Source organism: Stenotrophomonas geniculata ATCC 19374 = JCM 13324 (genome assembly GCF_001431625.1).
Classification (GTDB): Bacteria; Pseudomonadota; Gammaproteobacteria; order Xanthomonadales; family Xanthomonadaceae; genus Stenotrophomonas; species Stenotrophomonas geniculata.
In genome coordinates, this window is record NZ_LLXT01000129.1 from 62,230 (window position 1) to 76,639 (window position 14,410).

The window sequence follows — 14,410 nt, forward strand, 5'->3', positions numbered from 1 at the left end:
ACTACATGCTGTCGAAGCGTAGTGAACCATTCAAGCAGGTGAGCATTGTTTTCATGGTCGGTTGACCGGCACCCAACAGCCGCTGCGCGAAGCTGGAGCTACGGTAAGAACGCCGTTGCAGCCAAGGATTCCCAGCAATGAACAAAGACATCATTTCCGGCAAGTGGTCGCAGCTGAAGGGCAAGGCCCAGGCCAAGTGGGGCGATCTGACCAACGACGATTTCGATGTGGCCGAGGGCAATGCCGAGTATCTGGCCGGTCGCCTGCAGGAACGTTATGGCTGGGCCAAGGACCGCGCCGAGAAGGAAGTCCGTGAGTTCCAGGACAGCGTGAGCAAGGACTACCCGGACTACAAGTAAGCGCTTCGGTTTCCCCCACAACACAACGCCCGCACCGAGAGGTTGCGGGCGTTGTGTTGTCTGGGCGGGAGGATCAGCGCGCCGGCGGGTCCGGCACGTAACGGTTGGGGAAGGCCTGCGGCTCGCGCGGCAGGCGCGAGGGCGAATCCACCAGGATGCCGCGTGCGCGCAGGTTGCGGGCGCTGTCGTAGCGCAGCTGCAGGACCTGCGCCGGGCTGCGGCTGGCGCGTTCGAAGTCGGTATCGCGTACCGACGACTGTTCGCGTGCGCCGTGGCCGGTGCCCAGCGCAGGAGCCTGCGACTTGCTGGCATAGCCCTCGATGCGGCTGGCGCTGGCGTCGGCCGCCGCTTCGGCCGTCGGGGCCGGTGCTGGCAGGCTACGGCGCAGGATCGGATCCGGACGCCAGCGGCGCGCTTCCTCGAACACGGCCACGCCCACCACGCCGATGTTGTCCGGGCGGCCAGTGCGGCTGGCATAGCTGCCGCTGGGGCTGCTGAACACGAACTGCGCCACTTCGTCCTGGCTCTTGCGCCAGCCGGTGATGTCGGCGCGCTGGCCGGGGTTGAGCACGTAGCCGGTCTGCGACGGATCGGCATCCTCGCCGGAGATGGCGTTGACGCCGTCCACCGACAGCACCACCAGCACCCGGCGCGGGCTGTCGTTGTACAGGCGGACGGCGTAGCGGTGGCCGCGCTCGCCGGCCACCCATCGCTGGCCCTCGGCAGGGTAGCTGCGCAATTCGGTGCCGCGGTCGCGGTCGACCAGGGACATGCGCACGGGGCCGCCCTCGTAGGCCGGCGGCGGCATCGGGGCGGGGCGGAAGCCGGCCAGGGGCAGGATCAACAGCAGGGGCAGCAGGCGTTTCATCGGGCGTCTCCAGCGGGGTTGCGTGAATGAACGCGCCGCAGGCCCTGACGGGGTTGGTGGCGTGCAAGGTAAACTGGCCCCGTTCATCGAAGGTTACCCCACGCAGTCATGACCACCCGAGTCCTCACCGGCATCACCCCCTCCGGCACGCCCCACCTGGGCAACTACGTTGGCGCCATCCGTCCGGCCATCGCGGCCAGCCGCGCGCCGGGGATCGAGAGCTTCTTCTTCCTGGCCGACCTGCACAGCCTGATCAAGTCCCAGGACCCGCAGCGCACCCAGCGCGCGACCCTGGAGATCGCGGCCAGCTGGCTGGCCTGCGGCCTGGACCCGGAACACGTGTGGTTCTACCGCCAGAGCGACATCCGCGAGACCACCGAGCTGATGTGGTTCCTGACCGCCATCGCCAGCAAGGGCATCCTCAACCGCGCGCACGCCTACAAGGCGGCGGTGGACAAGAACCGCGAGGAAGGCGTGGACGAGGATGCAGGCGTCAGCGCCGGCCTGTTCATGTACCCGGTGCTGATGGCCGCCGATATCCTCATCTTCAAGGCCAACCAGGTACCGGTGGGCCGTGACCAGATCCAGCACATCGAGATGGCGCGCGATTTCGCCCAGCGCTTCAACCACGTGTACGGCAAGGAGTATTTCCCGCTGCCGGACGTGGTGATCGACGAGCAGGTGGCGACGCTGGCCGGCCTGGATGGCCGCAAGATGAGCAAGAGCTACCACAACACCATTCCGCTGTTCGTGCCGCGCGAGGAGCTGAAGAAGCTGGTGTTCTCGATCCTGACCGACTCGCGCGCACCGGGCGAACCCAAGGACACCGAGGGCTCGGCACTGTTCCAGATGTATCAGGCGTTCGCTACCCCGGAACAGACGGCGGAATTCGCCAAGGCGTTCGCCGCCGGCATCGGCTGGGGCGATGCCAAGCAGCAGCTGTTCGAGCGCATCGACAGCGAGCTGTCGCCGCTGCGCGAGCGCTACAACGCGCTGATGGCCGAGCCGGAGAAGATCGAAGCGCTGCTCAAGCGCCGTGGCCAGCAGCTGCGCGAGCGGCTGGCGGCACCGCTGCTGGAAGAGCTGCGCCATGCCGTGGGTCTGCGTGACCTGTCCAGCGCCGGCGACATCGCCAGCGAAGATGCCGGTGTGGCCCGCGTGGCACCGCCGCTGTTCAAGCAGTACCGCGAAAAGGATGGTCGTTTCTACTTCAAGCTGACCGCCGGTGACGGCACGCTGCTGATCCAGAGCGAAGGCTTCGATTCGCCGCGTGATGCCGGCCAGCTGATCGCGGTGATCAAGCAGGCCGAGCAGGGCGACCAGCTGCAGAGCGAACTGTTCAAGCTGGAAGCCGAAGTGGACGCCGTGCTGGCCGCGCTGGCCGTGCTGCGCGAAGGGACCTGACCGGAGGCTGTTGTAGAGCCGAGCATGGGCTCGGCTCTACAGGGAAGCACTCCGCCGGCACGACCGTGGCACAGCGCCCGTGGCATGATGTCCGCGCGCCTCCGGCGCGATGACATGGAGTCTGCGATGGCCTGGTTGTCGCTGCTGCTGTTCCTGCCCTGGTTCCTGCTGCTGGGCAGCCTGTACTGGCTGTTCCCGCGCCAGCCGCGTACCCCGCGGCGGCGCCTGTTCGACAGCACCACCCTGGTGCTGGCCTTCGCCCTGAGCATCGTGTCGATGCTGTGGGGCTACCGCATCGGCGTGGTGCAGCCCGGCGCCGGACCCATCTGGCCACAGGTGCTGGCGGTGCTGTATGCCTACGGCGCGTTCCTGGCGGTGCTGGTGCTGGCATTGATGCTGCGGCCGCGATGGCTGGACCGGTAGCCCCGCTTTTGTAGAGTCGAGCCATGCTCGACTTCGCGTGCCGCTGTAGAGCCGAGCCTATGCTCGGCTGATGCCTGACAGAATGGCAGCCGAGCGTGGGCTCGGCTCTACAGTAGAGCGCCCTCCGACCAAAGCCGCATCGAACCCGGGCCGCCTGCGCGCCTACCATGGTGTCTGTTCCCGATCCTGCCAGGTGCGTGCCGATGACCGCCGACCCCAGCATCCACACCATCGATACCGGCTTCCAGCGTCCCGACTTCGACGCGGCCTACCTGATCGTTGAAAACGGCCGCGCGGCCTTCGTCGACTGCGGCACCGGCCTTTCCGTGCCGGCCATGCTGCAGGCGCTGGCCGACGCGGGGCTGGGCGTGGACGCGGTGGACTGGCTGCTGCTGACCCATGTGCACCTGGATCACGCCGGTGGCGCCGGCCTGCTGATGCAGCAGCTGCCGAATGCAAAGGCGGTGCTGCACCCGCGTGGTGCGCCGCACATGATCGACCCGACCCGGCTGATTGCGGGTGCCACGGCGGTATACGGCGCCGAGGAAATCGCCCGCAGCTATGGCCGCATCGAACCGATTCCCGCCCAGCGCGTAGTGGTCGCTGAAGATGGCCACCGCATCGACCTGGCTGGCCGCGAGCTGGTACTGCTGCACACGCCGGGCCACGCGCTGCACCACTACTGCGTGTGGGATGCGCGCAGCCGCAGCTGGTTCACAGGCGATACCTTCGGCATCTCCTACCGCGAGCTGGACAGCACGCAAGGTGCCTTCATCTTCCCGACGTCGTCGCCGGTACAGTTCGACCCGGAAGCGATGAAGGCCTCGATCCGGCGCATGCTGGGCTACGGCCCGCAGGCGATGTACCTGACCCACTACGGTCGTGTGGAACAGGTGGGGAAACTGGCCGACGACCTGTTCGAGCAGATCGATGCGATGGCCGCCATCGGCCGCCAGTGCGATGGCCGGCCGGACCGTCACCGCTGCCTGCTGGCTGCACTGCAGGCGCTGTACCTGGAACGTGCACAGCTGCATGGCTGTGCGCTGGACGATGCGGCGGTGACTGCGGTGCTGGCGATGGACATCGAACTCAATGCGCAGGGCCTGGCCTGCTGGCTGGATCGCATCAGCAGGTAGATCCACGCCATGCGCGGGTGACGCCGCCCCAAGCCGCGCCGTGATGTCACGACCACGTTACACTCTGGTGACTTCCAAGCTAGCCGTGGTACTGCCGTGAATCCGATGCGCGTGTTGCTGCTGTCGTCCTGCCTGTTCGTCGGTGGCCTGGCCCATGCGGCCAATGACCTTCCCGGTGGCGGCATCGATCCGCAGGCACTGTCGCGCCACGTGCGTGTGCTGGCGTCGGATGAATTCGAGGGCCGCGCGCCGGCGACCGAAGGCGAAGAACGCACGGTGCAGTACCTGATCGAGCAGTTCCGCAGCTATGGCCTGCAGCCGGGTGGTGTGGATGGCAGCTGGGTGCAGCCGGTGCCGCTGGTGCGCGCGCAGCTTGATGGGCCGGCCAAGGCCAGCCTGTCGCTGAAGCAGGGCAAGCGCGCGCTGGCCAACGGCGTGGACGTGACCCTGCAGAGCCTGCAGCCGCGCAAGCGCGTGCAGATCAAGAACGCGCCGCTGGTGTTCGTCGGTTACGGCATCGACGCGCCGGAACGCCAGTGGAATGACTACAAGGACGTGGACCTGCACGGCAAGATCGCCGTCATGCTGATCAATGACGCGGATTTCGAAGCCGATGCGCCGGGCGCGTTCGACGGCAAGGCAGTGACCTACTACGGCCGCTGGACCTACAAGTTCGAGGAAGCCGCACGCCGTGGCGCCGAGGGCGTGCTGATCGTGCACGAGACTGCGCCGGCTGCCTATGGTTGGGCCACGGTGAAGAGCTCGGGCACCTCGCCGCTGTTCGACATCGAGCGCAGCCAGGCTGAAGCCATGGCGCAGCACACACCGCTGCGCGGCTGGATGCAGCGCGAGCTGGCTGAGGCGATCTTCGCCGACGCGGGCCTGGACTTCGACGCCGAGAAGCGCAAGGCGATGCGCGCCGACTTCCGTCCGGTGGCGCTGGATAACGCGAAGCTGAGCGTGGACTTCGCACTCAAGCGCGAGCAGGTGGTGACCCGCAACGTGGTGGCCAAGCTGCCCGGCGGCGAGCATGGCGACGAGGCGGTGATCTTCTCCGCGCACTGGGATGCGTTCGGTATCGGCCAGGCCGATGCCAAGGGCGATCGCATCCGCCGTGGTGCGATCGACAACGCCACTGGCGTGGCCACGGTGCTGGAACTGGGCCGCGTGTTCGCCGCCGGCCCGCAGCCGCAGCGCACGCTGTACTTCGTGGCACTGACCGCTGAAGAGAAGGGCCTGCTGGGCGCCAGCTACTACGCCACGCATCCGCTGGCGCCGCTGGACAAGACCGCTGCAGTGCTGAACATCGAAATGTTCAGCCCGGATGGCCCGACCCGTGACATCGCTTCGTGGGGCAAGGGCCGGGTGTCGCTGGAAGGCGATCTGGAACGCGTGGCCAAGGCCCGCGGCCGCAGCTACAGCCCGGACCCGAACCTGGAGGCCGGCTTCTTCTACCGCGCCGACCACTTCGCCTTTGCGCGCCTGGGCGTGCCGGCGATCACCATCGGCCCCGGTCTGGACAAGCTGGACGGCGGCGTAGAAGCCGGCCGCGCGCTGCGCGAGAAGTACTTCGCCGACTGCTACCACCAGGCCTGCGATGCCTGGACCCCGAGCTGGGATCCGAGCGGCCACGCCGCCGACACCCTGCTGGTCTACGACCTGGGTGCCGAGCTGGCCAACAGCCGCCGCTGGCCGACGTGGGAAAAGGAATCGGAGTTCCGCAGCGCACGCGACAAGAGCGAAGCCGCCCGCCGCTGAGGTAGTGCCGGCCGCTGGCCGGCAACCTCGTGAACCTTCGGAAAGAATGTGGAGTTGCCGGCCAGCGGCCGGCACGATCGCGCGCTCGTCAGCGCCGGCGCAACAGCGTCCATGCGCCCCAGCCACTGGCAGCGAGCGCGGCCAGATAGCACGCCACCATCGTACGCAGGCCAACCGGTGATCCTGCGTTGATGCCGCGATGCAGGCGCAGCTGCAGCGAGCTGTGGCCGCTGCCCAGGTCCACCGCCAGCTGCAGCGCCAGCGCGCCGCAGAACACCAGCAGGGCGATCCCGAATCCGATGCGTGGCCACGCGGCCTGCGCGTTGGGACGGCGCAGCAGCCAGGCCAGTGCCGTGGCTGCGGCCAGCGTCGCCGCGATCCACATCAGTGGCGTGGCGGGAGACGCAGCGGCCACCGGCATTGCACCGGTGGCCGCAATTACGGCAACGCGCTTACTTGCGGGTGCCGTCGAGCCAGTTCGGGCCCTTGTTGGTAAGGAAGAACACATAGACCACCAACGATACCGCGATCGTGGCGGTTACGTAGATAGCGAACCAGTCGACATGGCCGGTCTTCAGCGCGCCCTGGTACAGCAGTGGGGCGGTGCCACCGAACAGCGAGTTGGCCAGCGCGTAACCCAGGCCCACGCCCAGTGCACGCACGTGGGTGGGGAACAGCTCGGCCTTCACCACCGCGTTGATCGAGGTGTAGCCGGTGAGGATGACGAAGGCCATGGCCAAGGTCAGGAAGGCCAGGGTGGCGTCATGCTGGTGCGGCAGCTGGGTGATCAGGTACCAGCTGTACAGCACGCCGCCGACGCCGAAGAACACCAGCAGGGTCTTGCGGCCGATGATGTCCGACAGCCAGCCGCCGACCGGCTGAAGCACCATCAGGAACGCCAGCACGCCCAGGTTGATCAGGGTGCCGGTCATCGGGTCGTTGCCGGCGAAGGCGCTCTGGATCATCTTCGGGCCGTTCACCGAGTAGGTGTAGAAGGCCACGGTGCCACCGGCGGTGATCAGGAAGCACAGCAGCAGCGGGCGCCACTGGTGCACGAACAACTCGTACATCGAGCCGGACTTCTGTGCCTTGCCTTCGCGTGCGGCTTCGATGGACGATTCCGACAGCGACTCGTCCATGCCCCGCCGCAGCCAGAACACCACCACCGCGGCGATGCCACCGATGCCGAAGGCGATGCGCCAGCCCCACTCGGAGATCTCCGGCTTGCCCCAGAAGGTCAGCATCAGCAGCAGGGTCAGCTGGGCCAGCACATGGCCGCCAACCAGGGTGACGTAGTGGAAGGAGGACAGGAAACCGCGTCGGCCGGGAATGGCCGCCTCGGACATGTAGGTGGCGCTGGCGCCGTACTCGCCACCGGTGGCGAAGCCCTGCAGCAGGCGCGCGAACAGCAGGATGACCGCAGCCCAGATGCCGATGCTGGCGGCGGTGGGGGTGACGGCGATGAGGAACGAGCACAGCGCCATCAGCGTGACCGAGACCGTCAGCGCCAGGCGGCGGCCGTGGCGGTCGGCGAAGCGGCCGAAGAACCAGGCACCGATCGGGCGCATCAGGAAGGTCGCGGCGAAGATCGCCCACACGTACAGGGTGGAGTTCTTGTCGTCCTGCGAGAAGAACTGCGATTCGAAGTACACGGCGAACACCGAGTACACGTAGACGTCATACCACTCCACCAGGTTGCCGGCGGAGCCTTTGAGGGTGTTGGAGATCGACCGCCGCAGGGCAGCGCGGTCGTTTGCGGGTACGGCAGGTTGGGACGTGGTGCTCATCTGGGTGGGAATCCTCGATGCGGCGCGTCCGTGCGCAGGGAAAACGGCGCCCGGCCTTGGGGCGGCGCGGCCGGGCAGCCCTCTTGGTACTGCATCGGCCGTCAACACGGGGTAGCAGACCAGAGCAGGGTGCATGGATGGATGACAGCGTGCCACCGTCCGGGGTGCCGGACCATACTCAAAACGTCCTAGAATCCGCCTTCCCCCGGCTCCCTGGTGTGTCATGTCGGCTCCCCCTTCTTCGTCTGCGGCTGCCCCCCGGGGTGGCCTTGTCGCGCTGGCATTGCTGCTGGTCTACGTGGTCTGGGGCTCGACCTACCTGGGCATCGCCAAGGCCCTGCACGGCGGCGCGCTGCCGCTGACGATGGTCTCCGGCAGCCGGTTCATCATTGCCGGTGGCCTGATGTTCCTGGCCTTGCGCCTGTTCTGGACGATGCCGAACCCGACCCTGCGGCAGTGGCGCAACCTGGTGGTGATGGGCGTGACCATGCTGGTGCTGGGCAACGGCATGGTGGTGCTGGCCGAGCGTGAGGTGTCTTCGGGACTGGCCGCTACCGCGGTGGCCTCGGTGCCGCTGTGGATGGCGCTTTTCTCGGCGCTGCGTGGCCAACATGCCAGCAGGGGTGAATGGCTGGGCATCGCGGTCGGCTTTGTCGGCGTGGTCTGGCTCAATGCCGGCAGCAGCCTGACCGCCTCGCCGACCGGGCTGGTGCTGCTGCTGATCGCACCGATTGGCTGGGCGTTCGGTTCGGTGTGGTCACGTGGCCTGGACCTGCCGGGCCCGTTCATGACCGCTGCCGGTCAGATGATCTGCGGCGGCGTGCTTCTGGTGCTGATCGGCCTGGCCGTGGGCGAACGCCCCACCACGCTGCCCGACACCGGCGGCCTGCTGGCGATGGCCTACCTGTGCGTGTTCGGCTCCATCGTCGCGTTCACCGCCTATGTGTGGCTGCTGCACAACGTGCGCCCGGCGCTGGCGGGCAGCTATGCGTACGTCAATCCGGTGATTGCCGTGCTGCTGGGCGCTGCATTGAATGGTGAACGCTTTGGATGGCGGGACTTCCTCGCCATGGCGGTGATTCTTCTGGGTGTGGTGGTGCTGACAATGGCAAGGACACGAAAGAAATGAGCATGGACGAGAAAGAACAACGCCGGGGCCTGCTGGTCACTGCGTCCACCTTCGTGATCTGGGGGTTGGTGCCGGTGTACTGGCACCTGCTCAACGAGGTCCCCTCGTTCCAGATCATCGCCCACCGCATCATCTGGAGCACCGTGCTGGTGCTGGGCTGGCTGCTGCTCAGTTCGCGCCTGGGCTGGTGGCAGAAGATCGCCGCACAGCCGCGCGCGCTGCCGATCCTGCTGGTGTCGAGCCTGACCATCGCGTTCAATTGGGGCCTGTACATCTGGGCGGTCAACGCCGGCCATGTGATCGAAACCAGCCTGGGTTACTTCATCAACCCGCTGGTGAACGTGCTGCTGGGCGTGCTGGTACTGAAGGAGCGCCTGCGCCGCCTGCAGTGGGTGGCGGTGGCGATGGCGGCGGTGGGTGTGGCCTGGCTGACCATCGATGCGGGCACGCCGCCGTGGATCGCGTTGGGCCTGGCCTGTTCGTTCGGCCTGTACGGCCTGCTGCGCAAGCTGGTTTCGGTCGATCCGGTGGCCGGGCTGGGCGTGGAGAGCATGTACCTGTTCCTGCCGGCGCTGGCGTTCGCGATCTGGGCCGAGAACGGCCATGGCGGCGCGTTCTTCCATGGCTGGGGCTGGCACAACGACCTGCTGCTGATCTTTGGCGGTGCGGTGACGGCCGTGCCGCTGATCGGCTTCGCTTACGGCGTGAAGCGCATTCCGCTGTCGCTGGTCGGCATCCTGCAGTACATCGCGCCGAGCCTGCAGTTGCTGCTGGGCGTGTTTTTCTTCCACGAAGCGTTCGATACCGCCAAGGCGATCGGGTTCGCGGCGATCTGGGCCGGCCTGGTGCTGTTCGTCGGCGACAACATCCGCACGATGCGCAAGCGGTAGCGGCGCCGGGAGCCGGCCCTGTCTTCCGTAAAAAAGAACGGCGCCCCGAGGGGCGCCGTTCTGCTTCCATCCACCGCCAGGAGAGAGAGATGGCGGTGGCGGGAACGCGGTTGCAGGCTTAGAAGCGCTGCTGGTACTTCATGTACATGAAACGACCGATATCGAAGCCACCGTAGTAGGTGAAGCTGCTGTTCGGCTGGCTGTACATGATCGGACCCTGGTGGTCGAAGACGTTGTTCACGCCCAGCGACACGGTGCCGTCCCACGGCAGGCTGTAACGCACCTGCAGGTCGTGGAAGGTGTTGGAGCCCACCTTGCGGCTCGGCTGCGCATCGGTGTACGGCGAGACGAAGCCGGCCATGTTGCAGTCCGGGCCACCGGCCAGGTCATACGAGCAGGCTTCCTTCATGCCCGAGTAGTAGCGGGCGGTCCAGCCGATGCCCAGATCGCCGTACTGCCAATCCAGGTTGAAGGTCGAACGCACGCGGAAGTTGCCCTGCCAGCCGGTCTTCTGCTCCACCGGCGTGGTAGCGGCGCTGTCGTTGCGCTGCTCCAGGTAGTCGGTGTAGGTGGTGTTCCAGTTGATGGCGAACTTGCCGTACGCGGTTTCCGGCAGGCGGTAACGCACGCCGATGTCATAGCCGGCGGTTTCGCGATAGCCAGCGTTGACCAGCGAACGATCCAGCGCCGAGACCTGGCCACGGGTGGCCGCAGCGGTGGAACGGGTGAAGCGACCGCAGGCCGAATCCACGCCCTGCACGTAGCACTGGTTGAGGATGTCGGTGGCCGACTCGCCGACGATGGCGTTGTTGATGCGGATCTTCCACCAGTCCAGGCTGACGTCCAGGCCCTGCACGAATTCCGGGCTGTAGACCAGGCCGACGGTCCAGGTCTTGGCGGTTTCCGGCTTCAGTTCCGGGTTGGAACCCGAGTTGAAATCGGAGGTGGCCTGCTGGCCCGGGCGGTTGGCAAGGTTGCCGTCCGCACCGGTCTGCTGACGGAAGTTGGCGGGCACATTCAGCGCCTTGCAGCGTGCTGCCACCGTCGGGCTGCTGGCGGCGATGCCGAACTTCGTATCGCACGGATCGGTGAACGAATCGCGGCTGGACACGGCGCCGCCGTAGAGATCGTCCACGGTGGGTGCACGGAAGCCGGTACCGTAGGTCGCGCGCACCAGCAGGCTGTCGATCGGCTTCCACTTCAGGCCGAACTTGCTGTTGGTGGTCGAACCGAAGGTGTTGTAGTCGGTGTAGCGGCCGGCCAGGTCCAGCGACAGTTCACGCGCGAATGGCATGTCGGCCAGCAGCGGCACCTGCATTTCCAGGTAGACCTCGTTGAGCGAGTAATCGCCACGGGTCGGCTGGCCGGTGGTGCCGGCGATCTGGCCCTTCTGCACCATCAGATCCGGGGTGTAGCTGGCCTCTTCGCTGCGGTGCTCGAAGCCCATCGCACCCATGATGTCACCGGCCGGCAGAGTGAACAGCGAGCCGGAGATGTTGGCGCTGGCCACCTTGGTGGTGCTCTTCATCTTGTCCACGAAGCGGGTGAACAGGTAGTCCTGCACGTCCTGGTTGCCCAGCGAGCCCGGGCCCGCATAGCCCATCGGCGCGGCCGGGTTCCACGGCACGCAGCCGGCGATCACCGCACCCGGAGTGCCGCAGCGTGCCACGGTGCCATCCATGAAGGACGGGCCGACCGCCAGGTCGACGTGCGGCTGGTACATGCTGCCGGTACCGATGCGCTCGCCTTCATTGCGGTTGTACATGTAGCTGACGTTCCAGTCCCAGTAACGCGAACCGGTTTCGAAGCTGCCTTCCAGGCCGATGCTGGCGCGCTTGGTGTCCAGGTTGTTCTCGGTGCCGCGCGGCAGTTCTTCAGTGCGGTGCGAGAACAGGACGTCCTGGCCCCACTTGTTGAAGGTGCTGTCCTTGGACAGGGCAGCACGGGTGCCATTGCGGGCCTGTGCGGCCGATACCGAGTACGGGTAGCCGGCCAGGTGCTTGGTCGACTCGCGCTTGCTGTACAGCGCGTCGGCCACGATGCGCAGGTTGTCGGTGATCGAGAAACCACCGTTGGCGAACACCGAGGTGCGCTCCAGACCGCTCAGCAGGCTCATGTTGGTCTTGGCGTTGGCACCATCAGCCGGGTCCGGGGTGTGGAAGTTGCCAGCCTGGCTCGGATTACCGCCCGGGCCCACGGTCAGCGGCTTGCCGCCGACGGTGACGGTGCCCCACTGGGTGGTCGGGCTCAGCGCGTCGACGTCATCGGCGTGGCGCGGGCCACCCGGGTAACGGCTGAACTCGCGCTCGCTGCCGAGGATCTCGTCTTCCTTGGTGCGCTCGGCGCCGACGCTGAACCAGCCGCGGTCGAAGGTCTTGCCGAAGGTAGCGCTGTAGGAGCGCTTCTGGCCGTCGCCTTCACCGTACTGGCCGACGTAGACGCTGGCTTCGCCGCCGTCGAAGTTCTTGCGGGTGATGATGTTGACCACACCGGCGATGGCGTCCGAGCCGTACAGCGCGGATGCGCCGTCGGTCAGCACTTCCACGCGCTCGACGATGGCGGACGGAATCGAAGCCAGGTCGGAGTAGCCACCGGCGCTGACGCCCATGCGGCGGCCGTCGATCAGCACCAGGCTGCGTTCCGGGCCGAGGTTGCGCAGGCTGACGTACGTGCCGCCGAAGTCGCGCGAAGAACTCAGCGACGACGAGCGGCTCAGGCTCGGAGCACCGGCGGCGGTGACGTCCTGCAGGATGTCGGCGACGTTGATGTAGCCCTTCTTCTCGATCTCGGCGCGGCTGAGCGCGACGACCGGCTGTGCGGTCTCGACGCTGGCCTGGCGGATGCGCGAGCCGGTGATCTCGATGCGGTCGAGGTTGGTCGGGGTATCGCCGGCGCTCTGTGCGAAGGCGGGGGTGGTGCAGCTGGCGGCCAGCGCGATGACGATCGCGTTGCGCAGCGGAGTGGTTTTCAGGGACATCCGTGACATCTCGTGTTTCAGGAAAACAAGCGTCCGTTCTGTGGGCGCGTGGGGTGCTGCAAACCAACGTGGGGGCCGGGATTCTAGAGTGTTTCCATTCGTAACTGTTTGTCGCCATGCCGCTGAATGTGCGCGAAGATGAATCGCAACCAACAATCCACAGATGCGACGTGCGCAGCGTCACGCACGTTGCATGCGCGATGGGCAGAGGCATCGATAGCGGCGGATTTCCGCCGATCTGTAGCAGTGCGTGTGCGCAGGCATCCATCCGCGCCATGCATGGATGATGTGCAAACAAAAAGGGACGGAGCCTTGGCTCCGTCCCTCTGCAGGATGCGCAATCTATCGTTTATAGATGCTCAGGTTTCTCGCAACGCCGTGGTGATCGGCAACCGGGCCGCGCGCAGCGCGGGGAACAGGCCGCCGACCAGGCCGATGCCCAGCGCCCATTTCAAACCCGTCCACAGCAGTTCCGGCGACACATGGAACTTGAACACCACCGCGCTGAAGTTGCTGCCGATGGTGGACACGCTGTAGCCATTGAACAGCAGCCATGCCACCGCACAGCCGAGCAGGCCACCCAGCAGCGCCAGCAGCATCGTCTCCAGCATCACCGCGGTCACCACCGGCAGGCCACGGAAGCCGATCGCGCGCATGGTGGCGATCTCGCGCGCACGCGTGGCCACGGCCGCATACATGGTGTTGAGCGCGCCGAACACCGCACCGACCGCCATGATCGTGCCGATTACCTTGCCGAGGATGTCGATCAGCTTGGTCAGCCCACCGCCCTGCTTGCTGTAGTAGACACGGGTGGTTTCCACGTCCAGCTTCAGGCGTGGATCAGCGGCGACGGCGGCCTTGAACTGCTCGAAGCCGGCCTTGCCATCGGTGCGCACGCTGATCGACTGCCACGCACTGCGCTGGTAGGTGGTGGCCAGCGTATCGGCGTCGGTCCACAGTTCCGAATCATGTGCATCGCCGGTGGCGAAGACGCCCACCACGGTCCAGGTCTGGTTGCCCAGGGTCAGCGTCCTGCCCACATCCAGATCGCGGAACTGGCCCTTGGCGCCCTGGCCGACCACGATCTCGCGCAGGCCAGTGGCGAACGTGCGGCCTTCGACGATCTTGACCTTGTCGTGCACCGCCCACGCCTGCGGGCCGACGCCGCGGAACTGCGCGTTGACGTCGGTGCCATCGGACTTTGACACCAGGTTGACCACCTGCGACAGCTCTGGTGACAGCAGCGGCCGACCTTCGGCATCGCGGGTGATGCCGGGCAGGGTGGACAGCGTGGGAACCTGCTCGCGGGTGATGACCGAGTTGGTCTCGGCCTGCGAGCCACCGCGCAGCACGATGGCGGTGGTGTCATCGCCGGTGTTGTTGAGCGTGGCCTGGAAGCCTTCGCCCATCGCCAGCATCGCCACCAGCACGCCGACCACGCCGGCGATGCCGACCACGATCACCGAGGACGCGCCCCAGCGCTGCGGCAGGCTGGCCACGCCGATGCGGGTGGCGGCCAACGCCAGCCGTCCACCGCGGGTCAGCAGCAGCCACAGGGCCACCAGCACGGCCACGGCGAGCACGCCCATCCACGGCAGGCTGATCCACAGCACCAGGCCGATGACCAGCAGCAGTACGGTCAACGCGTTGCCGGCCCACTTTTTGAACTTGTTCATCTG

General features: G+C 66.6%; 12 protein-coding genes. 7 read left to right on the forward strand and 5 right to left on the reverse strand.

The window, feature by feature from the left end; genetic code table 11:
* Nucleotides 1-137: 137 nt before the first annotated feature.
* Nucleotides 138-359, forward strand: a complete 222-nt coding sequence (locus tag ARC63_RS16475; protein ID WP_004137109.1) for a CsbD family protein — start codon at nucleotides 138-140, stop codon at nucleotides 357-359.
* 73 nt (nucleotides 360-432) lie between these two features.
* On the opposite strand, the gene ARC63_RS16480 is transcribed toward ARC63_RS16475, so the two are convergent.
* Complete coding sequence (locus tag ARC63_RS16480; protein WP_057503837.1) at nucleotides 433-1,227, reverse strand: hypothetical protein; 795 nt, start codon at nucleotides 1,225-1,227, stop codon at nucleotides 433-435.
* A 108-nt stretch (nucleotides 1,228-1,335) separates the two neighbouring features.
* On the opposite strand from ARC63_RS16480, the gene ARC63_RS16485 reads away from it, so the two are divergent.
* The 4 genes from ARC63_RS16485 (at nucleotide 1,336) to ARC63_RS16500 (ending at nucleotide 5,948) form a co-directional block, all read left to right on the forward strand.
* The gene (locus ARC63_RS16485) at nucleotides 1,336-2,631 is read left to right on the forward strand and encodes a tryptophan--tRNA ligase (protein WP_057503838.1); all 1,296 of its coding nucleotides are present in this window, start codon (nucleotides 1,336-1,338) and stop codon (nucleotides 2,629-2,631) included.
* Between the two features lie 126 nt (nucleotides 2,632-2,757).
* Nucleotides 2,758-3,054: a hypothetical protein gene (locus ARC63_RS16490; RefSeq protein WP_049409948.1), complete on the forward strand. Its 297-nt coding sequence runs from the start codon at nucleotides 2,758-2,760 to the stop codon at nucleotides 3,052-3,054.
* Nucleotides 3,055-3,257: 203 nt separating this feature from the next.
* Nucleotides 3,258-4,190, forward strand: coding sequence for an MBL fold metallo-hydrolase (locus ARC63_RS16495; protein ID WP_057503839.1), 933 nt, complete (start codon nucleotides 3,258-3,260; stop codon nucleotides 4,188-4,190).
* Between the two features lie 105 nt (nucleotides 4,191-4,295).
* Nucleotides 4,296-5,948, forward strand: a complete 1,653-nt coding sequence (locus tag ARC63_RS16500; protein ID WP_057503840.1) for a M28 family metallopeptidase — start codon at nucleotides 4,296-4,298, stop codon at nucleotides 5,946-5,948.
* 88 nt (nucleotides 5,949-6,036) lie between these two features.
* On the opposite strand, the gene ARC63_RS16505 is transcribed toward ARC63_RS16500, so the two are convergent.
* Nucleotides 6,037-6,333, reverse strand: a complete 297-nt coding sequence (locus tag ARC63_RS16505; RefSeq protein ID WP_010486965.1) for a hypothetical protein — start codon at nucleotides 6,331-6,333, stop codon at nucleotides 6,037-6,039.
* A 67-nt stretch (nucleotides 6,334-6,400) separates the two neighbouring features.
* On the reverse strand, nucleotides 6,401-7,735 hold the full coding sequence (locus tag ARC63_RS16510; RefSeq protein ID WP_057503841.1) for an MFS transporter: 1,335 nt from the start codon (nucleotides 7,733-7,735) through the stop codon (nucleotides 6,401-6,403).
* A gap of 223 nt (nucleotides 7,736-7,958) precedes the next feature.
* Between ARC63_RS16510 and yedA the strand changes: the two genes are divergently transcribed.
* On the forward strand, nucleotides 7,959-8,864 hold the full coding sequence (gene yedA, locus ARC63_RS16515; RefSeq protein ID WP_057503842.1) for a drug/metabolite exporter YedA: 906 nt from the start codon (nucleotides 7,959-7,961) through the stop codon (nucleotides 8,862-8,864).
* A complete protein-coding gene (gene rarD, locus ARC63_RS16520; RefSeq protein ID WP_010486962.1) occupies nucleotides 8,861-9,754 on the forward strand; it encodes an EamA family transporter RarD in 894 nt (297 codons plus the stop codon). Before yedA ends, rarD begins: the two co-directional genes overlap by 4 nt.
* 118 nt (nucleotides 9,755-9,872) lie before the next feature.
* Here rarD and ARC63_RS16525 read toward each other — a convergent pair whose 3' ends face one another.
* Entirely contained in the window at nucleotides 9,873-12,731 is a 2,859-nt protein-coding gene (locus ARC63_RS16525) for a TonB-dependent receptor plug domain-containing protein (RefSeq protein ID WP_010486961.1), read from the reverse strand.
* A 359-nt stretch (nucleotides 12,732-13,090) separates the two neighbouring features.
* The gene (locus ARC63_RS16530) at nucleotides 13,091-14,407 is read right to left on the reverse strand and encodes an ABC transporter permease (protein WP_057503843.1); all 1,317 of its coding nucleotides are present in this window, start codon (nucleotides 14,405-14,407) and stop codon (nucleotides 13,091-13,093) included.
* Nucleotides 14,408-14,410 lie beyond the last annotated feature (3 nt).